The sequence below is a fragment of the Bradyrhizobium sp. HKCCYLS20291 genome (genome assembly GCF_051167715.1).
Lineage (GTDB): Bacteria > Pseudomonadota > Alphaproteobacteria > Rhizobiales > Xanthobacteraceae > Bradyrhizobium.
Map to the genome: position 1 here is coordinate 55,441 of NZ_JBNPTO010000012.1, position 24,374 is coordinate 79,814.

The window sequence follows — 24,374 nt, forward strand, 5'->3', positions numbered from 1 at the left end:
CATGGCCGCGACAGCTGCCCGCTCCGAAGCAAAGACCGGACATCGCGACTCCGACGCCGCGCACGGAGCGAGCAAGGCGGCGCCGTCGCGCGTCGTGCGCAACGACGACCATGCGCTGTCGCCGGCCATGGATCCTCAATCCGCGGCCGCCTTGATCGCCGAACAGGCCGGGGGCGCGAGCTCCGTCGCCACACGCCGTGCGATGCTCGCCCGCATCCAGCAGACCTATGGCAACCGCTACGCAGCCAGCGTGGTTGCGGAGCTTCGCGCCCGCGACGCCGCCAAGACCGGCAAGACTCCATCCGATCCACTCGTCGCGGAGAGCGCCGGCCCGTCGCATGCTGCGGCGGCATCGCCGGCGGCCGGGGGCACGCAGGGCGCAGCGCCGGCGACCAGGCCGAGCGCGGAAGCTGCCGCCAAGCCTGCGGCGGCGGCCGCTCCGGATGGTCGTGCGCCGGCCGTCGCCCAGCAGGCGAATGCCGGCAAACCAGACGCGATGAAGCCCGGGCCGAAGGCGCCGGGGGCCGCCGCGCAATCGGCGGCGGCGACATCCGCGCCTGCCGCCTCGCCGACGGCCGGCGTAGCAGCAGCACCTGTCGCCACAGCAGCAGGCCCCGCAGCGTCCGCCGCGGCCGCGCCACCGGCGAAGGCGGACGGCAGTGCAGCCGCGTCTGCCGCAGGCCCGAAGGCTGCTGCGCCGTCACCACGTGAGGCCATCGCTTCGACCATCGCCGACATCCATCACCGCGCGGCCCGTTCGGGCGCGCATACGCCGGCGACGACGGCCGTTGCCTCCGCCCAGGCGGCCGCGATCACGCCGAAAACCGAGCAGCTGCGCTCCGCGGCGACGCAGACCGTCGGCAATCTCGGCGCCGCGACCGCCCAGACCAAGTCCGTGCCGCGTGATGAATTCAGGACAAAGCTCAAGAAAGCGATCGAAGACGCGACGCCCAAGCCAAAGACCGAAGCAGCCGCGGACAAGCTGATGAAGTCGGGCGCGGCGGACGCCAGGGCGACGATGGGAGGCCAGCTCGCCACGCAACGCGATACGGCAACCGGACCTCTGAAGTCGCAGTCGCAACCCGGCGCGGACGTGCCGCCATCGTCGCAGCCGGCACCGCCGCAGACCGCGCTGCAGCCCGAGCAGACCGGAGCCCCGCCTGCGCCGGTCTCGGCCGCGCCGGTGGCTCCGGCGCCGCTTCCCGCCGAGCGCCTCGACTATTCGAGCGACCGCGAGCCGACCGATCGCGCGATGGCCGACAACAAGGTCAGCAAGGAGCAGCTCGAGAAAGGCAACGAGCCGGCGTTCGGACAGACGCTTCAGGCGCGAGCCAACGTGGAGCAGCACGAGGCCGGTACGGAGGCGCGCTACCGGCAGTCCGAGGCCAAGGTCCAGGATCACGCCAAGCTGGCGGCGCAGGCCGAACTGGGCAAAGGGCTGGGCGGCATCCACGGGACGCGGCAGCAGCATGTCGGCCGGGTGGCCGGACACCAGGTCGGCACCGCGGCGAAGAACGCCGGCGAGCGACAGCGCATCACCGAGACCATCAACGGCATCAGGGACAAGACGCGCTCGCAGGTCGGCGAGATCCTGTCGACGATGGAGAAGGAGGCGTCGGACATTTTCGAGGCCGGCTTGTCGCGCGCCGAGCAGGCCTACAAGGACACGTTCGAGGACGCCAAGGGCGGCGTCGGCACCTGGCTCACGACCTGGGGCAGCGATTGGGAAAAGCTGATCGAGGACTCCCTGGGCAAGGCGCGCCTGCGATATCTGCAGGAAGTCGATATTGCCGTAGACCAGGTGGTGACTCTGGTCGACACCAAGCTGGCCGCGGCCAAGGCGTGTGTCGCAGACGGCCGCAAGCAGGTCGAGGACTTCCGCAACGGCCTCGACAGCTCGGTGCAGCATTTCGCCGACGACGCGATGGCCGCGGTCAGCACCGATTTCGACGCGATGGGCGAGGAGATCAATCAGCGCCGGGACGCCCTCGTCGACAAGCTCGCCCAGCAATACAAGAGCTCCTACGAACGCATGTCGGCGATGGAGCAGGAGCTGCGCGAGGCGAACAAATCGCTCTGGCAGCGGATCTACGACGCCACGGTCGGCCTGATCGAGAAGATCATCGCCTTCAAGAACATGCTGCTGGGCATCCTGGCAAAGGCGGCAGCCGTCCTCGACGACATCATCTCCGATCCCATCGGCTTCCTCGGCAACCTCGTGTCGGGGGTGATGCTGGGCCTGAAGAACTTCATGTCCAACATCGGCAAGCACCTGAAGAAGGGGCTGATGGAATGGATCTTCGGCGCCTTGGCGGGCGCGGGGTTGCAGCTTCCCGACAGCTTCGACCTCAAGGGGATCATCAGCATCGTGCTGCAGGTGCTCGGGCTCACCTACGCCAATTTCCGTTCCCGCGCGGTGGCGATCGTCGGCGAACCGATCGTGGCGGCGCTGGAACAGGCGGCGGAGGTCTTCAAGATCGTCGCCACCGAGGGCATTGCCGGCCTGTGGCGCTTCATCAAGGAGAAGGTCGAGGACCTCAAGTCGATGGTGCTCGACGCGATCTTCGATTTCATCAAGGAGCGCGTGCTGATCGCCGGCGTCACCTGGATCATCGGCCTGCTCAACCCGGCGTCGGCGTTCTTCAAGGCCTGCAAGGCGATCTACGACATCGTCATGTTCTTCGTCACCCGCGGCCAGCAGATCCTCGATCTCGTCAACGCGGTGATCGATTCGATTGCGGCGATCGCCAAGGGCTCGATCGGCGTCGCGGCCACCATGGTGGAGGACGCGCTCGCCAAGGCGATCCCGGTCGCGATCGGCTTCCTCGCCGGCCTGCTCGGGCTCGGTGACATCAGCGGCACTATCCGCAAGACCATCGAGAAGGCCCAGGCCCCGGTCAACAAGGCCATCGACTGGGTGATCGGCAAGGCGGTGACGCTGGTGAAGGCCGCCGGCGGCTTCATCAAGGGATTGTTCGGAGGAAAGGAGAAGAAGGGGAAAGACGACAAGGTCGAATCGGATGACCCGCAGCACGATGCCAGGGTCGAGGCCGGTCTCGCCGAAATCGATCGTCTCGATCAACAGCAGCTGGAAAGCGGCACAATTACCCGCGAGCATGCCGAGACCGTCGCTGCGACAGTGAAGCAGCGGCATCCAGTCTTCAAATCAGTCACCGTCGTCGAAGGCGCCGAAACCTGGGACTACACGTATGTCGCCAGTCCGCCGAAGAAGAAGACAGGGGAAAAGAAGAGCCAGGCTGACATCGTCTTGCAGATCGAGGGCAAGATCATGGAGCGGCCCAGTTTCAGACCGTCGACGAAAGAAGCTGTGCCTATCACGAAGGGCCAGGATCGGCGGCACATCGAGGCTTGGCAGGTCCTTCATGAGCGCGTGAAGCTGTCTCTGAATGGGAAGACTGTCAGGCAGGCGGCTGCTATTCTCACGCGGTTGAATCATGCTCCGGCTCGCCTCACCAGGCCCGCGGTGCTCGAAGCCGCCCAGGAATATCTTCGCGATCAATTCAATAATGAAGACAATCTATGGGCGGGCGACTCGCAAGAGAACCAGGAGAAGGGACGAACGTTTGCCAGAGCCAAGAAGAAAGCCGATGAGGCCTTGGAGCAGGGCAACGAGGCCGAGTTTGAAGCCAACCTGGCCATCCTTGAGGCGCTCTGGCGAGATCCCGATCAGTCGGGCGTGAAAGAGGGGTATATGAACGTGACCGTCATGACGGTCAGATTGATGCGGAAGAAGTTCCGCGAACGGCACAATCCGGGTGGCTGAGGAGGCGAGATGAGTGACGACCGCAACGACAGTCCGGACTACAGAAACCTTCTCAGCTATCTGGCAGGGCGCAACTGGCAGGCCGAAGAAATCGAGCCGGGATCGGCGCTGAGAGTCTTACAGGCAGCCGAGCTTTGTCCTCTGAAGTACTACTTTCAGATCAAGCACGAGCTGGACGAGTTTCTCTTCTACATCGTTCCCGAGATCACGCTGCTCGAGCAGATGCGGCCGCCGGTGGCCGAATATGTCTGCCGTGCCAATGCAGGACTCAGAATCGGCAATTTCGAGCTCGATTTCCGCGACGGTCAGGTCTGCTTCAAAAGCAGCGTCAACTTCAAGGGTATTGGCCTGTCGGAGCGGTTGATCGACAACGTCATCCGACCGGCCCTGGTGGCTTTCGACGAGTTCTTTCCAGGAATGGCGGAAGTGATCGCCGGCGTTGAAACCCCTGCGCGCGCGATCGCGAAGGCGGAATACGGTTGATAGCGCGCCATGGGGCGTCGAGTGGAGAGATCGGTCGCTGCGATCCGTCCCGAACGCAGGTCCGAGCCGTGTGAACCGCTGGCTGCCGCAGCCGCAACAGGTCAAGGACGAGACGACGCCCCGCCAGCGGGAGCAGTGGGGCGCCGACGTGCGCGCCGCGCCGCTACCGGGCACCGCGCCGGTGCTGCCGGAAGGCCTCATGCGCAAGCGGCGCGATCCGCTCAATCGCAAGACCGGCCGCCGCGACACGCAGTAGCGCCGCGACGGCCGTAGCAACTTACTTAGCCGCGATCACCATGATCTCGACGGTGTATTGCGACGCCGCGAGGCCGGCCTCGACGGTGGCGCGCGCCGGGGTGTTGCCGGCGGAGACCCAGCCGTCCCACACCGCATTCATCTCGCCGAAGGTCTTGATGTCGGTGAGATAGATCGTCGCAGACAGCAGCTTCGACTTGTCGGTGCCGGCCTTGGCGAGATGGCCGTCGATGATGGCGAGGATTTCCTCGGTCTGCTTGGTGACGCTCTCGCCGGCCGTCTTCTGCGCGACGACACCGGCCAGATAGACGGTGTTGCCATGCACGACGACCTGGCTCATGCGCGGGCCGACTTCGAAACGCTGGATGGACATCAGGACAACTCCTCAGAAGGTCAATTCGGGGCCTCTCCCTAGCGCGTGCAGCGCGGTCGCGCCAGTCGGTGCGGGCTGCTTTGTCGTCCCCGGCCGGAATGCGACCTTGCGTTGCCGATCCGGCGGCAGCACACGGCAGGCGGTATCGAGGCCGGCCGGCCGCGCGAGGACCCATCGCGCCGCGGCGAGCCGCTGCCCGGCGCTCAGGCAATCAGGGAGCGTTTTCCGCGCTTGCACGCATATTTGAGACATGAAACATTCCGCGCGAGGTTCCTTTTTGGACATAACGGAGGGGCGTGATGCGGAAGACATGGATGCTGGCGGCGCTGGCTGTGATCGCGGTGGCGACGAGCGCAGGACCGACGCTGGCGCAGCAGACGATCCGCGTCGGCTGGACCATTCCGGCGGAGGAATCGAAATACTGGATGATGAAGCGGCCGAGCGAGTTTCCGGATCTCGGCAAGACCTACAACATCGAGTGGACCCAGTTCCAGGGTACGGCACCGATGACCCAGGCGCTCGCGGCCGGCGCGCTGGATTGCGCCACCCAGGCGCCGCTGTCGCTGTCCAACGGCGTCGTCGGCGGCGGCCTCAAGGCCTACATCGTCGCCCAGCACGTCTATGAGAAGCCCGGCGGCTTCTCGGTGTATTGGGCCGTCAAGGACGATTCGCCGATCAAGACCATTGCCGACCTCAAGGGCAAGACGGTCGGCATTTCCGTGATCGGCGGCGGCACGCAGGGGCCGTTCAACATGCTGCTGAAGCAGGCCGGGCTCGATCCCGCCAAGGACATCAAGCTGGTCGAGGTCGGCTTTGCCGTGTCGGAGGATGCGCTGCGCCAGGGCCGCGTCGATGCCGTCAACATGAACCAGCCGTTCGCCGCGCGCGCCGAGGCCAAGGGCGGCACCCGCAAGCTGTTCCAGCTCTCCGAGGCGATGCCGAACATCGTCCACATCCTGGAGGCCTGCCGCGCCGATTTCGTCGACAAGAACCCGGAGCTGGTGAAGGCCTATGTCCGCGACATCACCGCCGGCATGAAGAAGGCGCTCGCCAATCGGGACGAGACGCTCAAGGTCGTGTCCGAGGTGATGAAGGCGCCGGTCGCCGTGATCGACACCTATCTGCTCAAGGACAATGATTTCGGCCGCGATCCCGTCGCTGCGCCGAACTTCCCGGCGATCCAGAAGATGCTCGACATCTATGCCGAGACCGGCATGCTGCCGAAGCTCGACGTCGCCCAGTTCAAGCATCCCACGATCGTCGCGCCGATCCAGTAACCGGCGCCACGCGGAGCACATCGTCGATGAGGAAGCTGCGCTCGCGCGTGACGGTGGAGGGGCTCGACCGCGCCCCGCACCGCGCCTTCATGCGCGCGATGGGGCTGGATGATGCCGACATCGCCAAGCCGATGATCGGCGTCGTCAGCCAGAAGGGCGAGCAGACGCCCTGCAACATGACGCACGATTTCCAGGTCGACGCGGCCAAGACGGGGGTCTCCGAGGCCGGCGGCACGCCGCGCGAGTTCGCCACCGTCTCGGTGTCCGACGGCATCAGCATGAACCATGAGGGAATGAAGTTCTCTCTGTTCTCACGCGAGCTGATCGCCGACTCGATCGAGGCCGTCGTCCACGGCCTCGCCTATGACGCCCTGATCGGCTTCGGTGGCTGCGACAAGACCCTGCCTGGCGTGATGATGGGCATGGTCCGCTGCAACGTGCCCTCGATCTTCATCTATGGCGGCAGCGCGCTGCCGGGCAAGTACCAGGGCAAGACGCTGACGGTGCTCGATTCCTATGAAGCCGTCGGCAGCTACATGACCGGCGAGATCGACGCCGCCACGCTCGAAGGCATCGAGCGGAGCTGCCTGCCGACGATCGGCGCCTGCGCCGGACAGTTCACCGCCAACACCATGGGGATGCTGTCGGAGGCGATGGGCCTGTCGATGCCCAACGTCTCGATGATCCCCGGCGTCTATGCCGAGCGCGCCCATGTCGCGCGCCAGGCCGGCCGTCTGATCATGCAGATGCTGTCGCGCGGCGGCCCGCTGCCGCGCGACATCGTCACGCGCAAATCCCTGGAGAACGGCGCCGCGATCGTCGCGGCCACCGGTGGCTCGACCAACGCGGCGCTGCATCTGCCGGCGATCGCCAACGAGGCCGGCATCCGCTTCACCCTCGACGATGTCGGCGAGGTGTTTTCGCGCACGCCGCTGATCGGCAATCTCAGGCCCGGCGGCAAGTACACGGCCAAGGACGTCTACGACATCGGCGGCGCGGCCGTCGTCATCCGCGCGCTGATCGAGAGCGGCCATATCGATGGCAGCTGCCTCACCGTCACGGGCCGCACGCTCGCCGAGGAATATGCCTCCGCGAATGCGCCCGATGGCGAGATCGTATTCAGCCCGGGAAAGCCCATCATGGCGGACGGCGGCGTCGCCGTGCTCAAGGGCAACCTCGCGCCCGACGGCGCCGTCATCAAGGTCGCCGGCCTCAAGAACTTGGCGTTCGAGGGCCGGGCGCGGGTGTTCGAGGACGAGGAAGCGTGCGTCGCCGCGGTACGCGCCCGCAACTATCAGGCCGGCGAGGTGCTGATCATCCGCAACGAGGGACCGGTCGGCGGGCCCGGCATGCGCGAGATGCTCGGCGTCACCGCGCTGATCTACGGCCAGGGCATGGGCGAGAAGGTCGCGCTGATCACCGACGGCCGCTTCTCCGGCGCCACCCGCGGCCTGTGCATCGGCTATGTCTCGCCGGAAGCGTTCGTCGGCGGTCCGCTGGCGCTGGTGCGCGACGGCGATCCGATCCGTATCGATGCCAAGGCGCGCACGCTCGACGTGCTGCTCGACGAGCGCGAGCTCGCCGCGCGTCGCGCCGATTGGACGCAACGTCCGGCGCGGCACAGGGCAGGGGCACTGGCGAAATACGCGAAACTCGTCGGCCAGGCGCCGCTTGGCGCCGTCACCCATGAAGGACCGGCGGAATGGCCCTGGTTCGATCGGGAGCAGGAATGAGCAGCGAGCAGCAACGATTGGCAAGGATCTTGCTGATTTGCAGCCGTTCGTTTGTCCGTGATCTACGGAGTGCTTGAGCGTGCTGCAGCGGAAAGAGAAGTCGACATGGGCGTGACCCCGATCCGACCTGGCCAGCTCGCGGGCGTTGCGCTCGGCCGCCGTGCGGGCACGCCGATCATCGAGATCGAACACGTCTCACAGGTGTTCACGACATCCTCGCGCCGTGATCACACCGCGCTGTCGGACATCTCGCTGACGGTGGGCGAGGGCGCCTTCGTCTCCATCCTCGGTCCGTCCGGCTGCGGCAAGTCGACCCTGCTCTACATCGTCGGCGGCTTCGTCAGCCCGACCAGCGGCATGGCGAAGATGAAGGGCAAGCCGATCACCGGACCCGGCACCGACCGCGGTCCGGTGTTCCAGGAGTTCGCGTTGTTTCCCTGGAAGAGCGTGCTCGGCAACGTCATGTACGGCCCGCTGCAGCAGGGCATGAAACCGGGCAAGGCCGAAGCCCGTGCCCGCGCGCTGCTCGCGATGGTCGGGCTCACCGGGTTCGAGAAATTCTATCCGAAGGAGCTCTCCGGCGGCATGAAGCAGCGCGTCGCGCTGGCGCGCACGCTCGCCTACGGGCCCGAGGTGCTGCTGATGGACGAGCCGTTCGGCGCGCTCGATGCGCATACGCGTACGCGGCTGCAGAACGACCTGCTCGAGATCTGGGAGCGCGACCGCAAGACCGTGCTGTTCGTGACCCACTCGGTCGAGGAGGCCGTGTTCCTGTCCGACAAGGTGGTGATGATGTCGCGTTCGCCCGGCCGCATCCGCGAGGTGATCGACATCGACCTGCCGCGGCCGCGGCGTCGCGAGGAGCTGCTGCTCGATCCGCGCTACCAGAAATACATCGTCGACATCGAGCGCATGTTCGACGACACCGGCGACAACGAGCTGCCGTCATGAACGGACTGATGAAGCCGCTGGCGCCGGTGCTGGCCTGCTGCGGGCTGCTGCTGGCATGGCAGCTCGCCTCGCTCGGACTGAAGAACGACAGCGTCCCGACGGCGCTCGAAGCGCTGCGTGCGATTCCGGCGATCCTCACCGACAAGGAATCGCTGATCAACATCCTGGCCTCGCTACGTCGGATGGCGATCGGCTTCGCGCTCGCGCTTGCCTTCTCGATCCCGCTCGGGCTGCTGATGGGCCGCAGCCGCGCCACCGCCGCGTTCTTCAATCCGCTGCTGATGCTGATCTACCCGGTGCCGAAGGCGGCGTTGATGCCGATCATCATGCTGTGGCTCGGCGTCGGCGACATCTCCAAGACGCTGGTGATCTTTCTCGGCGTCAGCCTGCCGGTGATCTATCACAGCTTCGAGGGCGCCAAGGCGGTGGAAGAGAAGATGCTGTGGTCGGGCGCGGCGATGGGCCTGTCGCCGGCCGCGCGTCTGCTCCGCATCGTGCTGCCCGCCGCGCTGCCGGAGATCCTGACCGGCTGCCGCACCGGGCTGGTGCTGGCGCTGATCACCATGGTGACGAGCGAGATGATCGCGCGGCAATCCGGCGCCGGCAACATCCTGTTCAACGCCCTCGACATGGGCCAGTACGACACGGTGTTCGCGATGATCATCATCATCGGCGCGATGGGCATCTGCCTCGATGCGGCGTTCGAGGTCGTCAGACGCTGGCTGGTGCGCTGGTCGGAGCCGCAGTTCGACATGCCCCTGAGCTTCTCATGACGCGGACCTCGAACGACATCCTGCTGGGCGCCGCGCCGATCGTGCTGGTCCTCTTGCTGTGGCAGGGGCTGGTCTCGTTTGGCTACGCGCCGCCGACCCTGCTGCCGCCGCCGGGGCAGGTGTTCCTGCGGATGAGCCAGCAGCTCAGGAGCGTCACCTTCCAGCAGGACATCGCGGCGACCTTGTTCCGGCTGTTCGCGGGCTTTGCGATCGCGGTCGTCATCGGCGTCTCGCTCGGCATTGCTGCGGCGGTGAACCCGCCGGTCAACGCCGCCATCAGGCCGATCGTGCGCGTGCTGGCGCCGCTGCCGAAGGTCGCGCTCTATCCCGCCTTCCTGCTGCTGCTCGGCTTCGGCCACGAATCCAAGATCATGCTGGTGACGGCCGACGCGTTGTTTCCGATCCTGCTGTCGACCTATTACGGCGCCACCACCGTCGAGCAGAAGCTGATCTGGTCGGCGCTCGCCGCCGGAACGCCGCCGCGCGACGTGCTGTGGAAGGTGGTGCTGCCGGCCGCCATGCCGTCGATCCTGACCGGCTGCCGCATCGGCCTCGTGATCTCCTGCATCGTGGTGTTCCTGGCCGAGATGATCACTTCCACCGATGGGCTCGGCCACGTGCTGGTCACCGCCGCGCGCACCTTCCAGGCCGTCGACATGTTCGTGCCGCTGATCACGATCTCGCTGCTGGGTCTCATTCTCAATGCCCTGCTGCAGGGCCTGCGCGCGTATCTGCTGCGCGGCTTCCCTTCGGTCTGATAAGAACATCAACGACAATCGGGAGAACGACCATGCTGGCGGATCGCATCGAGGCGAAATGGATCGACGCATTTTGTGAGATCTTCGAGCGCTGCGCCGTCAAGGCCGGTGACACCGCTGCCATTTTGTCGGAGACGCAGTCGCGTCCGCTCAACGTTCACCTTGCCGAGCTGGCGCTGCTGCGCATGGGCGCGCGTCCCTTTCATGTCGTGGTGCCGACGCCGCGCAACCCCCATCCCGTCCCGGTGCGCTCGACCGGCGCCTCTGAAGCCATCGGCAAGCTCGGGCCTGTCGTGACCGCGCTCCAGCAGGCGGGCTTCGTCGTCGACTGCACCATCGAAGGCCTGATGCATGCGGTGGAGACGCCGGAGATCCTCAAAGCCGGCGCGCGCATCCTCGTGATCTCCAACGAGCACCCGGAGGCGCTCGAGCGCATGCGGCCCGATGCGGCGCTGGAGAAGCGCGTGCGCGCTGCGGCCAAGATGCTCCGCGGCACGAAGCGGATGCGCGTGACCTCGAAGGCCGGGACCGATCTCGACGTCGTCATGGAGGGGGCCTCGACCGTCGGCGTCTGGGGCTGGACCGACCGTCCGGGCACGCTGGCGCATTGGCCGGGCGGCATCGTCGTCAGCTTCCCCAAGAGCAAATCGGTCAACGGCACCATCGTGATGGCCCCCGGCGACATCAACCTCACCTTCAAGCGCTATCTGAGCTCCCCGGTCACGATGACCATGCGCGACGACTACATCACCGACCTGGCAGGCGAGGGCGCCGACGCCGCGATGATGCGCGCGTATCTGGCCTCCTGGGGCGACCGCGAGGCCTATGCCGTCTCGCATGTCGGCTGGGGCATGAACCCCGGCGCGCGCTACGAGGCGCTGACCATGTACGACCAGCGCGACACCAACGGCACCGAGCTGCGCGCCGTCCCCGGCAACTTCCTGTTCTCCACCGGCGCCAACGAATTCGCCGGCCGCTACACGGCAGGGCATTTCGATCTGCCCATGATGGGCACGACGATCGAACTGGACGGCGTGGCCGTGATCAAGCACGGCGTGCTGCAGGACGTGTTCGGGTAGTCCTTCCTGATAGTCCACGAGCCACCGCCACGAAGTCGGTGCGCCCCCCTCCCCGCAAGGGGGAGGGGAGCGCACCGTCGCCGCGACAGGCAGGTTACCCCGGTCCACGAAGCGTCTGCCGTCGCGGTGGATCTTGGATGAATTCCGAAAAAAATAAATACCTTGCTATTTTTCGGAATTCGTGGTTCTCTCCCGCCATCCCGCCCCGAGCAGATGGGGCGTAGCGCGCGATCGTCACGACACGCGGGGCGGGGAGCGATGGCCGCGAGAGCTCGCAGCATGTCCTGATGGGATGTGCGGACGAACGGGCGCTTGCGGACGGTCAAGTCGCGTGGTCCTGGCCTCCCGACGCTGAGGTCCGCGCAATGCGCGCAAGCGCATTGTCGCGATACGGTGGCCAACAAGCCGGCGCACCGGGGAGATCGCGAAGCAGCCGTAAGCCCATCGCGCAGGGAATGCCGGCGTGTCCGGCTTTGCCTGTGGTACCTGCCGCCTGCATTTTTTTGAGCAGGCGGGCCATGGGTGGGGCCTTCACCCGGCATTCCCTGCGCCCTCTGCATGTTTGCGAGGGACAAACTGATCGCAGACCTCGGGCGCAACGCGCCGCGAGACCATGTCCCTATGTCCATCGCTGTTTGAGCCGTGAAATCCACGCCACCCACCGCCGTCGTCCCGGGCAAGCCGTGACGCGCATCGCGCGTCGCGGCGCCGACCCGGGACCCATACTCCGTGACCGATTTCGTTTGCGAGATGTCGACGAATGAGCCTGCCCCAAACTGCTCCTTGGGGTTATGGGTCCCGGCGTTCGCCGGGACGACAGTGGAGTTTGTTGATGTCGCCGCAGCTAACATCCGTGATAGGCCAAGATCGCCACAGCCGTAGGGTGGGCAAAGCGGCCGCCCGCAGGGCGGTCGTGTGCCCACCGTGCATCCGCAACAGCGGCGCCAATGGTGGGCACGGCGCGGGAGCGTTCGTTGTGATGCGGCGACGGCGTGGCGCGCCTTTGCCCACCCTACGGCTCGCCGCTCAATCCACCACCGGCGGCCGGGCGAGCTTGAAGTGGCGCAGCATCTCGACCAGGGCGCCAAGCCGCTGCTCGCGATAGGCGGCGACGTCCATGCCGGAGTAGTCGAGAAATCCGGCGCCGGTGCGCAGGCCGATGCGGCCCTCGGCCATGTTGCGCTCGATCACCTCGGGCGCGCGGTAGCGGTCGCTGCCCAGGGCGCCTTCGAGATAGCGGCTCGCGTAGTAGAGGATGTCGCCGCCGCCCCAGTCGATGAATTCGAGCAGGCCGAGCACCGCGTAGCGGAAGCCGAAGCCGTAGCGGATCGCCTTGTCGATCTCCTCGGCGCTGGCGACGCCTTCGCCGACCATGCGCGCCGCCTCGTTCATGGCGAGCGCCTGGATGCGCGGCACGATGAATCCCGGCGTCGCCGCGCACACCACCGGCACCTTGCCGATGCCTTCGAGCAGGCTCTTGATGCGTGCCGTGACATCCGGATCGGTGGCCTTGCCCGGCGAAATCTCCACCAGCGGGATCAGATAGGCCGGGTTGAGCCAATGCGCGTTGAGGAAGCGCTCGGGCTTTTCGATCGCACTGGAGAGATCATCGACCAGGATCGTCGAGGTCGTCGAGGCGATGATCACCTCGGGACCGACCGCGCGCGACGCTGCGCCGAGCACCTCGCGCTTGAGATCGACCACTTCCGGCACGCCCTCGAACACCAGCGTGGTCTGCGCCAGCACATCGTTGCTTGCGCCAGCCGGTATCACGGCGATCTTGCCCATCAGCCTGTCGGCATCGGCGGCCTCGAGCATCCCGAGCCGCGCCAGCGTCGCGAAGGTCGCGCTGATCTCGCCGAGCGCCTCGCGTTCGAGCTTTGCAAACTCCTCAGCCGTGCGTTGCTTGATGTCGATCATCGTCACCGGATGGCCGGCATAGGCGAAGGCCACGGCGATGCCACGGCCCATGCGGCCGGCGCCGAGACAGGCGATGTGACCGCGCGGGCTCATGCGGAAAATCCGTCGCGGAGCAGCGCCTGCAGCGCGGTGCGATCCAGGCCACCGAGGCCGAGGCTGGCCAGCGTGCGTCCCGTCGCCATGAAATCCTCGCCGCAGATCGCGCCGCCGATGGAAAGAAATGCGCGGGCGAGCGGCGTGGCGGTGCCGGTCAGGTCCGCGGCCGAAATCAGGAACGACAGGCCGAGCCTGAGATCCTCCCGCATGTAGCGATGCTGCGTCAGCACCAGCTGCTCGCGCCAATCGCCGGAATCGGTCAGCCGGTCATGCGAGCCGCGGCCATACATCCAGATCTCGCCGTCCTTGGCGTAGTGATGGGCCAACGGAAAATGCGGCGCGCCATAGCCGAGCGCCTCACGCACCGCAATTCTTTCAGCATCGAGCGCATCGGTGACGCGGCGGATCGACGCTTGCGTGCCTTCCTTGTGGATGTCCCAGCGCTCGAAATGCTCGATCGGCCCCGCATTCATCACGATCAGCGGCGGATGAATGATGCAGCCGGCATTCATCAGCGCGCCCGACAGTGCGTCACCGCACGGTTCGATCACGCCGGGGAAGGCGCGGCCGATGACGGCGAGCGCGTGCGCGGCAGTGTTCAGCGGAAACACGCCGACCGGCAGCCGCTTGGCGCGAATGGTGATCGCGACCTCGAACGGCCCGTGCTTGCGCGTCAGCCAGGGCAGGGTGCCGGTTTCGGCGTAGCTGACCTGAGCTTTGTTGCCCGCATCGCGCGCGGCCGCGGCGAAGATCATCGTGCCGAAGGTCGCCGGCGGCAGGAACACGACCTGGCCGTCGGCGAGATGCGGCGCCAGCTGCTTGGCGATGTCGCCTTGCGCGAACGCCGGCGCCGGGCAGAGGATCAGCTCGGCGCCACCAACGGCCTCGCCGATGTCGGTGGTGACCAGCGCCAGCCGGACCTCGTGCCGGCCGTTGACGTCCTTGACGATGATGGTCGATCCCGCGGCCCGGTGCTGCGCGACAGCGTCAGCATCACGCCGCCATAGCCGGACCTCGTGGCCGCCAAGCGCGAAGTCGCCAGCGGCTGCGAACGAACCGTTGCCGCCGCCGAGCACTGATATCTTCAAGAGCGCGCCTCCCTGTTGGTCATGTCGGGGTCTCGATCTGGCGCAGCAGATGGTGCTGCACCTTGCCGAGCGCGGTGCGCGGCAGGTCGTCGACGAAGATGATGTCGCGCGGCACCTTGAAGCGCGCGAGCTGCGCCTGCAGATGCGCACGCAACGTCTCGGCCTCGAGCGCGCTGTCCTTGCGCTTGACGACGAAGGCTACGGGGACCTCGTCCCAGCGCGGATCGGGCCGGCCGATCACGCCGCACTCGACGACGTCGGGATGCTCGCTCAGCACGCGCTCGATCTCGGCGGGGTAGACGTTCTCGCCGCCGGAGATGATCATGTTGTTCTTGCGCTCGAGCACGAAGAAGTAGCCGTCAGCATCACGTTGCGCGATGTCGCCGGTGCGGTACCAGCCGTCGTGGATCGCCTGCTGCGTGGCTTTGGCGTTGCCCCAATACTCGAAGAACACATTAGGCCCGCGCACCGCGATCTCGCCCGCCTTGCCGGACGGCAGCTCCTCGCCATCCCGGTCGATGATCTTGGCCTCGCAGCACAGGCCGGGCAGGCCAGTGGAGCCCTCACGCGAGAGGTCGCCGCCGAGCCGGGTATACACCGCGATCGGGCAGGTCTCGGTGGAGCCGTAGACCTGCAGCACCGGCACGGATCGCGCGGTGATGCGCGCGATCAGTGCCGGCGGCACGATGCTCGAGCCGGTCGAGACGGCCTTGAGCGAGGACAGGTCGGCATCGGCCCAGCCCGGATGCTCGGTGACGGCCTGGATGGTCGCGGGCACCAGCACCGTCAACGTCGGCCGCTCGTTGACGATAGCAGCCAGCGTCGTGTCCGGCGTGAAGCGCGCATGAAGCGTCACGGTCGCGCCGTGATGCAGCGCCGGCGTGGTCTGGATGTTGAGGCCGCCGACATGGAACAGCGGTAGCACCGTCAGCACGTGATCGTCCGCGGTCAGGCCATGCATGTGCTGACTCATCACCCCGTTCCACAGCAGCGCCTCCTGCCGCAGCACCGCGCCCTTCGGCCGGCCCGTGGTGCCCGAGGTGTAGACGATCAGCAGCGGGCAGGAGAGATCGATATGCGGGTTGCGATCGTCGCCGTGACCACGGGCCAGCAGATCCTCGATCGTCAAGCCGTTCGACGGCGCGAAGTCGATGCCGACGGGCACGGTCTCCGGATGGCTCTCCGCGAGCGCCGGCAGCACCGGCGCAAAGGCCTGCTCCAGCAACAGCACCTTGGCGGCGGCATCCGACAGGATGAAGACCTGTTCGGCGACCGCGAGCCGCCAGTTCAGCGGCACCAGGATCGCGCCGAGCCGGGCGCAGGCATAGAGCAGGACCAGATAGTCCGGCCGGTTCAGGCTGAGGATCGCGATGCGGTCGCCGCGTCCGACGCCGAACTCGGACTTCAGTGCCCGCGCCGTCAGCGCGATGCGCGCGCTGAATTCGGCATAGGTCAGCGTCGCGCCTTCGAAGTGGATCGCCGGCTTGTCGGGCGTGAACGCTGTGTTGCGCTCGATCAGGCTGCAGAGGTCCACGCTCAGTCGTCCGTCTCACCGGGCTCGTACAATGCTTCGCGGCCGATGCGGTCGAGGCAGAGCTCGGCCGTCCAGGGCAGCATCAGCGAGCCGCAGCGGCTGTCGCGATAGATCCGCTCCAGCGGCAGGGTCTTCAGCATCGACTGCCCGCCGCAGGTGCGGATGGCGAGCGCCGCGAGCTCGTTGGCGCCTTCCATCACCGAGTACTGCGCGGCATAGGCGCGCAGCACCTGCTCCTTGGTCGGATTGGTGCGCGCCTCGGTGACCGCCTGGAACCAGATGCCCTTGATCTGCTCCAGCTTGATCTGCATCTGCGCCACGGCGATCTGCTTGGTCGGATACATCCGCCGCTTGACCGGCGGCATGCCCGGCACCTCGCCGCGCAGATATTTCAGGGTGAAATCATAGGCGGCCTGTGCCAGGCCCATATAGGTCGGCGACAGCGTCATGAACATATGCGGCCAGCGCAGCGCTGCCTGGAAGTAGACGCCGCGCGGCATCAAGGCCGCGTCCTGCTCGACGAAGACGTCCTTGAACAGCAGCGTGCGCGACACCGTGCCGCGCATGCCCAGCGGATCCCAGTCGCCGACGACGGACACGCCTGCCGTGTTCGCCGGCACCGCGAGATAGAGCGTGTTGCGGCGGGACGCCTTCTCGCCTTCGCTGACCTCGGTGCACAGCACGCCGTAATAATCGGCATGGCCGGCGAGCGAAGCGAAGATCTTCTTGCCGTTGATCAGCCAGCCGCCTTCGACGGGCTTCGCCTCGGTGCCGAACGCGACGCCGCCCGCCGCGGCCGCGCCGCCCTCGGAGAAGGGCTGCGAATAGATCGCGCCGTCGTCGACGATGCGCTTGTAATGGATCGCGCGGCGCCGCTCATGCGCGGCCCGCATCTCCTCGTCCATGTCGAGGTCGTCGGCTAGCGGACCCGACCACAGCGTGGAGCAGACGTGCATGTTCCAGGTCAACGCGGTCGCGCCGCAATAGCGGCCGATCTCGGCGGCGGCGAGCGCATAGGTCTGGTAGCCGGCGCCGAGGCCGCCCAGCGCTTTCGGGACAGAGATCCCGAGCAGGCCGGCGCGATGCAGGTCCTTGTAGTTCTCGGTCGGAAAGCTCGCCTCGCGATCCCAGGTCGCCGCGCGCTCCGCCAGCACGCTTTGCCCGAGCTGTCGGGCGCGCGCGATGATATCGGCCTGCTCGGCCGTGAGCCGGTACGCGGCCGGATCGAACATCGGGGCATCGAGCGCCTCGCCCGACGTCGTTGCCGTCTTCTGGACCTGAATGGTCATCGTGCCTCCGCAGCGGTCAGTGACGCATGTGCGCTCAGGAACGGTTCGAGAGCGGCGTTGAATTCGGCGGGTCGTTCGAGATTGACGAGATGGCCCGCACCCTGCAGCTCGACATAGCCGGCTCCGGGGATGAAGCTCGCCATCTTCTCCATCATCGGCGCCGGCGCATTGCGGTCCCTGGAGCCCGACAGCACCAGCGTCGGCACCTTGATCTCCTTCAGGGCCTGGCGGCGATCGAAGCCGAGCAATGCCATCATGCTGGCGCGATAGCTGGCTTCGGGCACAGCGGCCATGCAGGAGGTCGCATCTGCGAGCCCCTGCGGATCCGGATCATCGCCGACGAGCTCCTTGACGAGATCCGGCGCCAGCGACGCCATCGTGGCGCCGCGATCGAGCGGCCCGAGGCGCGCTTCAATGAACGATTTCTGCCAGTCGCCGTCGGCCTTGCCGAACGCCGGACTGGTCTGCGCCAGCACGACGGCCGCGGCGTCCTGTGGGTGGGTGAGGAGCCATTCCTGCACGATCATCCCGCCGATGGAATGACCGACCAGGATGGGCCGGTGGGCGGCGATCTGCGTGAGAAAATCCTGCAGCGCGCCCGCAAGCGTGCTGATGCTGACCTCGTTGAGCCTCGACGATTGGCCATAGCCGGGCATGTCCCAGGCGACTGCGTGAAACCGTCCGCCGAAATGGTCGAGCTGTCCGCGCCAGGCCCGCGCCGCTCCGCCGATCCCGTGCAGGAAGACGACCGTCTGCGGCTGCGTTGCGCCGGCGGCCTCGTAGCCGAAGCGGCCGTCCTTCGTGGTCAGGATTTGCGAACCGGGCAAGCAGACCTCCGCATTGCGCCGCGCGCTAGCATCGCGCGCACGGGCTGGTGAACGCTAGCCGGGGAGACAAAGGTGTCAAGCCGCTTCGGCCGCGTTGTTGCAAAAATTTGAAGTTTAAAATAACTTCGCAAGCTGCGACCCTATTGCAAGAAAACACGAGGAGGCGCGCGCATGTCCGGATTGCCTGAAGCGGCGCACGCGATGGTCACGGGCGGCGGACGCGGAATCGGCCGCGAGATCGCGCGCGCCCTGAAGCTTGCCGGCGCAACCGTGACGATCGTCGGCCGCAGCCGCGCAACGCTCGATGAAGCCGTGGCCGCCGGATGTGCCGATCATGTGGCCGTTGCCGATGTCGCAGATCAGGCCGCGTTCAACGCTGCCTATGCCGACGCGGCAGCGCGTCGGCCGATCGACATCCTCGTCGCGAATGCCGGAAGCGCCGAGTCAGCGCCGTTTCACAAGTCGGACGCTGCGCTGTTCCGCCGCATGATGGATGTCAACTTCATGGGTGTCGTGCATGCCGTGCAGGCAGCGCTGCCAGCGATGAAGGCACGGCCCTATGGCCGCATCGTCGCGGTCGCGTCAACGGCGGGACTCAAGGGCTACCCGTATGTCAGCGCCTACACGGCGGCCAAACATGCCGTCGTCGGCCTGACGCGATCGCTGGCTCTGGAGCTGGCGCCGACGCGCATCACGGTGAATGCCGTGTGTCCCGGCTTCACCGATACCGACCTGGTTGCCGACAGCGTCGACAACATCATGAAGAAGACCGGCCGCAGCCGTGAGCAGGCCATAGCCGAGCTCGCCAAGCACAATCCGCAAGGGCGCCTCATCATGCCGCAGGAGGTCGCCGACACCGTGCTGTGGCTGTGCGGCACCGGTGCCGGCGCCATCACTGGTCAGGCGATCGCCGTCGCGGGCGGCGAGGTCTAGGCCGCAACTTTCGATCAGAACAGTCGACCAAAGGGAGCTCACATGTCCAGACCCGCCAACTCCGTCACCGTGCCGCTGGCGGACTACAAGCCGAGCCACTTCCTGCTCACGGTCAAGGATCGCGTCGCGACGGTGACGCTGAACCGGCCGGAACGCAAGAATCCGCTGACGTTCGAGAGCTACCGCGAGCTGACCGATTTTTTCCGCGCCTGCGCTTTCGACGATGACGTCAAGGTTGTGGTCGTGACCGGCGCGGGCGGCAACTTCTCGTCCGGCGGCGACGTGTTCGAGATCATCGGACCGCTGGTGAAGATGGATACAAAAGGCCTGACTGCCTTCACGCGGATGACGGGCGATCTCGTCAAGGCGATGCGGGCTTGTCCGCAGCCGATCGTGGCCGCCGTCGAGGGCATCTGCGCCGGCGCCGGTGCGATCGTCGCAATGGCTTCCGATATCCGGCTCGCCGCCACCGGTGCCAAGGTCGCGTTCCTGTTCAACAAGGTCGGCCTCGCCGGCTGCGACATGGGCGCCTGCGCGATCCTGCCACGCATCATCGGCCAGTCGCGCGCGTCCGAGCTGCTCTACACCGGCCGCTTCATGAGCGCCGACGAGGGCGAGCGCTGGGGCTTCTTCAGCCGGATCGTCGCGCCGGCCGAGGTGCTGTCCCAGGCGGTGTCGCTGGCAACCGAGATCGCGAACGGCCCGACCTTCGCCAACACCATGACCAAGCGCATGCTGGCGATGGAATGGGCGATGTCGGTCGAGGAGGCGATCGAGGCCGAGGCAGTTGCCCAGGCGTTGTGCATGACAACCGAGGACTTTAACCGCGCCTTCGAAGCGTTTGCAGCGAAGTCGAAGCCGGTGTTCCAAGGGAATTGAGCGGCCGCGGGAACCGAAGGGGCTTGCCAGGAGATATTTTAGGGTTAAAATAATTTTCGTTGGCTCGGCTCTCCAGTGGAGGCGCTCATGAAGATCGCGATCATCGGCGGCGGACCTGCCGGTCTCTATGCGGCGATATTGCTCAAGAAGCAGCGGCCCAAGGCCGACATCGCGGTCTACGAACGCAACCGCGCCGACGACACGTTCGGCTTCGGCGTGGTGTTCTCCGACGCCACGCTCGACAATTTCGAGAAGCACGACCTGCCGAGCTACCAGCGTATCACCCAGGAGTTCGCCTACTGGGACGACATCGCCGTGCATTTCCGCGGCACCGTGCACCGTGTCGGCGGCAACGGCTTCTGCGGCTGCTCGCGCCGCACGCTATTGCGGATCCTGCAGGAGCGGGCGCGCGAGCTCGGCGTGACCCTGCAGTTCGAGGTCGATCTCGAAGACGAGACGCAGTTTGCGGATGCCGATCTGCTGATCCTGTCCGACGGCATCAACAGCCGCTTCCGTCAGAAATATGTCGATCACTTCCAGCCCGAGGTCGATCTGCGCGCGAATAAATTTGCGTGGATGGGCTCGACCAAGCCGCTCGACGCCTTCACCTTCATCTTCCAGGAGACCGAGTGGGGCCCGTTCATCGCGCACGCCTATCAGTACGAGGCGGGACACTCGACCTGGATCTTCGAGACCGACCCCGAGACCTTCGAGCGCGCAGGCCTGACCGGGCTCGACGAGCGGCAATCCGCCGACCGCATGAAGGAGATCTTCGGCTGGTTCCTTGGCGACCATCCGCTGCTGATCAACCGCTCGATGTGGCGCAATTTCCCGATGATCCGCAACAAGCGCTGGGTCAAGGACAACATGGTGCTGCTCGGCGACGCCAAGTCGACCGCGCATTTCTCGATCGGCTCGGGCACCAAGCTCGCGATGGAGGATGCGATCGCGCTGGCCGAGGCCATGCAGCGCGCGCCGAACATTCCGGCGGCGCTCGATCTCTACGAGCACGGCCGGCGCGAGGAGGTCGAGAAGACCCAGCATGCGGCTGACGTGTCGCTGGTCTGGTTCGAGCATGTCGACCGCTTCTGGGATTTCGATCCCGTGCAGTTCGCCTTCGGCGTGATGACGCGCTCCAAGGCGATCACCTACGACAATCTCACCTTGCGCGCGCCGGACTTCGTCGCCGAAGTCGACAAGGCGTTCGCCCGCCAGGTGCGCGCCAAGGGCTTCGACGTCGATATCGAGAAACCCCTGGCTCCGATGTTCCAGCCGCTGAAGCTGCGCGAGATGACGCTCGCCAATCGCGCGGTGCTGTCACCGATGTGCATGTATTCGGCCGAGGAGGGCGTGCCCGGCGACTTCCATCTCGTGCATTACGGCTCGCGCGCCATCGGCGGCGCTGGCCTGCTGTTTACCGAGATGACCTGTGTCAGCCGCAACGCGCGCATCACGCCCGGCTGTGCGGGATTGTGGAATGATGCGCAGGAGGCTGCCTGGAAGCGCATCGTCGACTTCGTTCATGCGAACTCGGGAGCCAAGTTCGCGCTGCAACTGGGACATGCCGGGCGAAAGGGGGCGACCAAGCTGATGTGGGACGGCATGGACCGCCCGCTGGAGCAGGGCGGCTGGGATGTCGTGTCAGCGTCGCCGCTGCCCTATTTCCCCGACAGCCAGGTGCCGCGGCAGCTCGATCGTGCCGCGATGGATGCAATCAAGGCTGAATTCGTCGCGGCCGCCGAACGCGGCGATCGCTGCGGTTTCGACATGCTCGAGCTGCACTGCGCCCACGGCTATCTTTTGGCGAGCTTTATCTCGCCGCTGACCAACAAGCGCACCGACGACTACGGCGGCTCGCTCGAGAACCGGCTGCGCTTCCCGCTCGAAGTGTTCGCGGCGATGCGCGCGGCGTGGCCAGCGCACAAGCCAATGTCGGTGCGCATCTCCGCGACCGACTGGGCCGAGGGCGGCATCACCGGCGATGACGCGGTGCAGATCGCCCGCGCCTTCGGCGAGGCCGGCGTCGATCTCGTCGACGTCTCGACCGGGCAGACCGTGCGCGAGTCGCGGCCGATCTATGGCCGCATGTTCCAGACGCCGTTCTCCGATCAGGTCCGCAACGAGGCTCATGTTGCGACCATGTGCGTCGGCAACATCACCACGGCCGATCAGGTCAACACCATCCTCGCCGCCGGCCGCGCCGATCTCGTCGCGCTCGGCCGCCAGCATCTGGTCGACCCCGCCTTCACCATGAGGGCCGCGGCCTGGTATGGCGCCGACATGTTCTGCCCGCCGCAATATCTGCCGGGCAAGGAGCAGATCTTCCGTAACAGCGTCCGCGAGCGGCAGGATTTCGAGGAGCTGAAGATTAAGGCTAAGCCGAAAACGCGGGCGGAGCTGAAGGCCGAGGCGACGAAGCCGCTTGCGGCGGAGTAAGGCTCCATGCCACGCTGCCGCCCGGTACGTCCAATCTAGGTGGAGTAGGGGACGATGAAGGCGATCGTCGTTGGCGGTGGTATCGGCGGATTGACGACGGCCCTGATGCTGCGGGCGCGCGGCATCGATTGTGAGCTGTTCGAGCAGGCGGATGCGATCCGCGAGCTCGGTGTCGGCATCAACACCTTGCCGCATGCGATCCGCGAACTCGCCCAGCTCGGGCTGCTCGACCGGCTCGATGAGGTCGCGATCCGGACCTACGAGCTGTTCTATCTGACGCGGCGGGGCCAGGAGGTCTGGCACGAGACCCGCGGCGTCGACGGCGGCCATGACGTGCCGCAATTCTCGATCCATCGCGGCCGGCTGCAAAGCGTGATCCATCAGGCCGTGATCGAGCGGCTTGGGCCCGAGAAGGTCCATACCGGCTGCCGGCTAGGATCGTTCACTCAGGACGAGGGTGGGGTCACCGCCTATTTCTTCGACCGCACCGGGTCTCATGTTCACACGGTCCGCGGCGACGTGCTGATCGGCGCCGACGGCATCCATTCCAAGGTCCGGCAGACGCTGTTCCCGAACGAGGGACCGCCGTGCTGGAACGGCCTGATGCTGTGGCGCGGCGCCACCGACTGGCCGGTGTTCCTGACCGGGCGGTCGATGATCATCGCTGGCGGCCTCAACGCCAAGGCGGTGATCTATCCGATTGCGGAAGGCTCCAGCCCCGCGACCCGGCTCACCAACTGGGCCGTGCTGGTGCGCATCGGCGATGCCAATACCGCGCCACCGCGGCGAGAGGACTGGTCAAGGCTCGGTAAGGCGGACGAGCTGATGCCGCACGTCAACGGCTTCTCCATTCCCCAGGTCGACTTCGCCGCCATGGTGCGCGCGACGCCTGAGTTCTGGGAATATCCCTGCTGCGACCGCGATCCGCTACCGTACTGGTCGAGCGGCCGCGTCACCTTGCTCGGCGACGCCGCGCATCCGATGTATCCGGTCGGCTCGAACGGCGCCTCGCAGGCGATCCTCGATGCCCGCGCGCTGGCCGATGCCTTGGCTCGTTCCGAACATCCGCGCCAGGCGCTGATGGCCTATGAGCAGAAGCGGCTGCCGATGACGGCCGACATCGTCGCGTCGAACCGCCGCGGCGGCCCCGAGGGCGTCATCGATGCCGTCGAGCAGCTTGCGCCGCAGGGGTTCACGGACATCAACACGATCCTCAACTACGAGGCCCGCGAGGGCATCGTGCGCGGCTATGCGAGCCGGGCCGGCTTTGCCGCGCGGATGGTGACGCGGCAGGCGTCGTAACAGTAGTTCGTCAGGACCGTTTTCCGGGCTGCCCCTCACCCCAGCCCTCTCCCCGTGAAGAACGGAGTGAAGAACGGGGAGAGGGAGCGCGCCGCTTGCTGCGCGATGACTCTTACGCCAAGGCTCGGAGGGCTCACGCCCCCGGAGGCGGGGGCAGGAAGTGGATGTTGTGCTCGGCGGCGAGCTTCACCACGTCGTCGGGGTTCTGCTCGCGCATGTTGTGGATCGCCCAGAACAGATCGTAGAGCCTGCGCGTCGGCGACACCCAGAACAGCGTCTTTGCGGTCTGCTGCGACTTGTTGAAGATGCCGTGCGGCTTGCCCATCGGCAGCCGCACCGTGTCGCCGGCGGTGGCGTATTCCTCGGCGCCGTCGAGGAAGAAGTCGAGCCGGCCTTCGAGGATGTAGAGATACTCGTCCTGGTCGGGATGGATGTGCGGCGGCACGAAGGTGCCGACCGGGAACGTCGCATGCCAGGAAAAGCTGTGCTCGGTGCGGTTCTTCGGCACGTAGATCTGGCCGAGGATGTTCCAGGAGATGCCCTGGATGCCCTCATTGGCCCGGGTGATGCCGGCGATTTCCGGATAGCTCATGTGGTTTCGCTC

General features: G+C 66.4%; 20 protein-coding genes. 13 read left to right on the forward strand and 7 right to left on the reverse strand.

All coding sequences use genetic code 11. The features are described from left to right. Nucleotide 1 precedes the first annotated feature (1 nt). The 3 genes from ACQR07_RS24260 to ACQR07_RS24270 all read left to right on the forward strand — a co-directional run bounded on the left by ACQR07_RS24260 (nt 2) and on the right by ACQR07_RS24270 (nt 4,523). Entirely contained in the window at nt 2-3,784 is a 3,783-nt protein-coding gene (locus tag ACQR07_RS24260; protein WP_434904647.1) for a phage tail protein, read from the forward strand. Nucleotides 3,785-3,793: 9 nt separating this feature from the next. Beyond that, on the forward strand, nt 3,794-4,267 hold the full coding sequence (locus ACQR07_RS24265; protein ID WP_434904648.1) for a YbjN domain-containing protein: 474 nt from the start codon (nt 3,794-3,796) through the stop codon (nt 4,265-4,267). A 70-nt stretch (nt 4,268-4,337) separates the two neighbouring features. Continuing rightward, entirely contained in the window at nt 4,338-4,523 is a 186-nt protein-coding gene (locus ACQR07_RS24270; protein ID WP_434904649.1) for a hypothetical protein, read from the forward strand. A 21-nt stretch (nt 4,524-4,544) separates the two neighbouring features. On the opposite strand, the gene ACQR07_RS24275 is transcribed toward ACQR07_RS24270, so the two are convergent. Beyond that, nucleotides 4,545-4,895, reverse strand: coding sequence for a RidA family protein (locus ACQR07_RS24275; RefSeq protein WP_434904650.1), 351 nt, complete (start codon nt 4,893-4,895; stop codon nt 4,545-4,547). 299 nt (nt 4,896-5,194) lie between these two features. Here ACQR07_RS24275 and ACQR07_RS24280 point away from each other — a divergent pair, with 299 nt between their 5' ends. The 6 genes from ACQR07_RS24280 to ACQR07_RS24305 all read left to right on the forward strand — a co-directional run bounded on the left by ACQR07_RS24280 (nt 5,195) and on the right by ACQR07_RS24305 (nt 11,466). Next, the gene (locus tag ACQR07_RS24280; protein ID WP_434904651.1) at nt 5,195-6,172 is read left to right on the forward strand and encodes an ABC transporter substrate-binding protein; all 978 of its coding nucleotides are present in this window, start codon (nt 5,195-5,197) and stop codon (nt 6,170-6,172) included. A gap of 26 nt (nt 6,173-6,198) precedes the next feature. Beyond that, nucleotides 6,199-7,905 (forward strand): dihydroxy-acid dehydratase, encoded by a 1,707-nt coding sequence (ilvD, locus tag ACQR07_RS24285; RefSeq protein WP_434904652.1) that lies wholly within the window; start codon nt 6,199-6,201, stop codon nt 7,903-7,905. A 105-nt stretch (nt 7,906-8,010) separates the two neighbouring features. After that, nucleotides 8,011-8,856 carry an ABC transporter ATP-binding protein gene (locus ACQR07_RS24290; protein ID WP_434904653.1) on the forward strand — a complete coding sequence of 282 codons (846 nt, stop codon included), beginning with the start codon at nt 8,011-8,013 and terminating at the stop codon, nt 8,854-8,856. Beyond that, entirely contained in the window at nt 8,853-9,629 is a 777-nt protein-coding gene (locus ACQR07_RS24295) for an ABC transporter permease (RefSeq protein WP_434904654.1), read from the forward strand. The genes ACQR07_RS24290 and ACQR07_RS24295 overlap by 4 nt, the downstream gene beginning before the upstream one ends. Then, the gene (locus ACQR07_RS24300) at nt 9,626-10,387 is read left to right on the forward strand and encodes an ABC transporter permease (RefSeq protein ID WP_434904655.1); all 762 of its coding nucleotides are present in this window, start codon (nt 9,626-9,628) and stop codon (nt 10,385-10,387) included. Before ACQR07_RS24295 ends, ACQR07_RS24300 begins: the two co-directional genes overlap by 4 nt. Nucleotides 10,388-10,419: 32 nt before the next feature. Further along, on the forward strand, nt 10,420-11,466 hold the full coding sequence (locus ACQR07_RS24305; protein WP_434904656.1) for a peptidase M29: 1,047 nt from the start codon (nt 10,420-10,422) through the stop codon (nt 11,464-11,466). A gap of 1,026 nt (nt 11,467-12,492) precedes the next feature. On the opposite strand, the gene ACQR07_RS24310 is transcribed toward ACQR07_RS24305, so the two are convergent. Genes ACQR07_RS24310 through ACQR07_RS24330 form a run of 5 tightly spaced genes read right to left on the reverse strand, consistent with a single transcriptional unit; the run spans nt 12,493 to nt 18,220 of the window. Next, complete coding sequence (locus ACQR07_RS24310) at nt 12,493-13,479, reverse strand: 3-hydroxybutyryl-CoA dehydrogenase (RefSeq protein WP_434904657.1); 987 nt, start codon at nt 13,477-13,479, stop codon at nt 12,493-12,495. Then, the gene (locus ACQR07_RS24315; RefSeq protein ID WP_434904658.1) at nt 13,476-14,570 is read right to left on the reverse strand and encodes an NAD/NADP octopine/nopaline dehydrogenase family protein; all 1,095 of its coding nucleotides are present in this window, start codon (nt 14,568-14,570) and stop codon (nt 13,476-13,478) included. The genes ACQR07_RS24310 and ACQR07_RS24315 overlap by 4 nt, the downstream gene beginning before the upstream one ends. A 19-nt stretch (nt 14,571-14,589) precedes the next feature. Continuing rightward, nucleotides 14,590-16,104: a class I adenylate-forming enzyme family protein gene (locus tag ACQR07_RS24320; RefSeq protein ID WP_434904659.1), complete on the reverse strand. Its 1,515-nt coding sequence runs from the start codon at nt 16,102-16,104 to the stop codon at nt 14,590-14,592. Between the two features lie 2 nt (nt 16,105-16,106). Further along, on the reverse strand, nt 16,107-17,393 hold the full coding sequence (locus ACQR07_RS24325) for an acyl-CoA dehydrogenase family protein (RefSeq protein ID WP_434904660.1): 1,287 nt from the start codon (nt 17,391-17,393) through the stop codon (nt 16,107-16,109). Next, a complete protein-coding gene (locus tag ACQR07_RS24330) occupies nt 17,390-18,220 on the reverse strand; it encodes an alpha/beta fold hydrolase (protein WP_434904661.1) in 831 nt (276 codons plus the stop codon). Before ACQR07_RS24330 ends, ACQR07_RS24325 begins: the two co-directional genes overlap by 4 nt. A 171-nt stretch (nt 18,221-18,391) precedes the next feature. Between ACQR07_RS24330 and ACQR07_RS24335 the strand changes: the two genes are divergently transcribed. The 4 genes from ACQR07_RS24335 to ACQR07_RS24350 all read left to right on the forward strand — a co-directional run bounded on the left by ACQR07_RS24335 (nt 18,392) and on the right by ACQR07_RS24350 (nt 23,770). Beyond that, complete coding sequence (locus ACQR07_RS24335) at nt 18,392-19,153, forward strand: SDR family NAD(P)-dependent oxidoreductase (RefSeq protein WP_434904662.1); 762 nt, start codon at nt 18,392-18,394, stop codon at nt 19,151-19,153. A 42-nt stretch (nt 19,154-19,195) separates the two neighbouring features. Next, the gene (locus ACQR07_RS24340) at nt 19,196-20,032 is read left to right on the forward strand and encodes an enoyl-CoA hydratase family protein (protein WP_434904663.1); all 837 of its coding nucleotides are present in this window, start codon (nt 19,196-19,198) and stop codon (nt 20,030-20,032) included. An 87-nt stretch (nt 20,033-20,119) separates the two neighbouring features. Further along, nucleotides 20,120-22,468: a bifunctional salicylyl-CoA 5-hydroxylase/oxidoreductase gene (locus tag ACQR07_RS24345; protein WP_434904664.1), complete on the forward strand. Its 2,349-nt coding sequence runs from the start codon at nt 20,120-20,122 to the stop codon at nt 22,466-22,468. Nucleotides 22,469-22,522: 54 nt separating this feature from the next. Then, the gene (locus ACQR07_RS24350) at nt 22,523-23,770 is read left to right on the forward strand and encodes a flavin-dependent oxidoreductase (RefSeq protein WP_434904665.1); all 1,248 of its coding nucleotides are present in this window, start codon (nt 22,523-22,525) and stop codon (nt 23,768-23,770) included. Nucleotides 23,771-23,903: 133 nt separating this feature from the next. Here ACQR07_RS24350 and ACQR07_RS24355 read toward each other — a convergent pair whose 3' ends face one another. Next, the gene (locus tag ACQR07_RS24355) at nt 23,904-24,362 is read right to left on the reverse strand and encodes a cupin domain-containing protein (protein WP_434904666.1); all 459 of its coding nucleotides are present in this window, start codon (nt 24,360-24,362) and stop codon (nt 23,904-23,906) included. Nucleotides 24,363-24,374 lie beyond the last annotated feature (12 nt).

Bases quoted from the DNA above. Each gene is read 5' to 3' on its own strand.
- ACQR07_RS24260 (WP_434904647.1), top strand. From the start codon at position 2: ATGGCCGCGACAGCTGCCCGCTCCGAAGCAAAGACCGGACATCGCGAC.
- ACQR07_RS24265 (WP_434904648.1), top strand. From the start codon at position 3,794: ATGAGTGACGACCGCAACGACAGTCCGGACTACAGAAACCTTCTCAGC.
- ACQR07_RS24275 (WP_434904650.1), bottom strand. From the start codon at position 4,895: ATGTCCATCCAGCGTTTCGAAGTCGGCCCGCGCATGAGCCAGGTCGTC.
- ACQR07_RS24280 (WP_434904651.1), top strand. From the start codon at position 5,195: ATGCGGAAGACATGGATGCTGGCGGCGCTGGCTGTGATCGCGGTGGCG.
- ilvD (WP_434904652.1), top strand. From the start codon at position 6,199: ATGAGGAAGCTGCGCTCGCGCGTGACGGTGGAGGGGCTCGACCGCGCC.
- ACQR07_RS24290 (WP_434904653.1), top strand. From the start codon at position 8,011: ATGGGCGTGACCCCGATCCGACCTGGCCAGCTCGCGGGCGTTGCGCTC.
- ACQR07_RS24295 (WP_434904654.1), top strand. From the start codon at position 8,853: ATGAACGGACTGATGAAGCCGCTGGCGCCGGTGCTGGCCTGCTGCGGG.
- ACQR07_RS24300 (WP_434904655.1), top strand. From the start codon at position 9,626: ATGACGCGGACCTCGAACGACATCCTGCTGGGCGCCGCGCCGATCGTG.
- ACQR07_RS24305 (WP_434904656.1), top strand. From the start codon at position 10,420: ATGCTGGCGGATCGCATCGAGGCGAAATGGATCGACGCATTTTGTGAG.
- ACQR07_RS24310 (WP_434904657.1), bottom strand. From the start codon at position 13,479: ATGAGCCCGCGCGGTCACATCGCCTGTCTCGGCGCCGGCCGCATGGGC.
- ACQR07_RS24325 (WP_434904660.1), bottom strand. From the start codon at position 17,393: ATGACCATTCAGGTCCAGAAGACGGCAACGACGTCGGGCGAGGCGCTC.
- ACQR07_RS24335 (WP_434904662.1), top strand. From the start codon at position 18,392: ATGTCCGGATTGCCTGAAGCGGCGCACGCGATGGTCACGGGCGGCGGA.
- ACQR07_RS24340 (WP_434904663.1), top strand. From the start codon at position 19,196: ATGTCCAGACCCGCCAACTCCGTCACCGTGCCGCTGGCGGACTACAAG.
- ACQR07_RS24345 (WP_434904664.1), top strand. From the start codon at position 20,120: ATGAAGATCGCGATCATCGGCGGCGGACCTGCCGGTCTCTATGCGGCG.
- ACQR07_RS24350 (WP_434904665.1), top strand. From the start codon at position 22,523: ATGAAGGCGATCGTCGTTGGCGGTGGTATCGGCGGATTGACGACGGCC.
- ACQR07_RS24355 (WP_434904666.1), bottom strand. From the start codon at position 24,362: ATGAGCTATCCGGAAATCGCCGGCATCACCCGGGCCAATGAGGGCATC.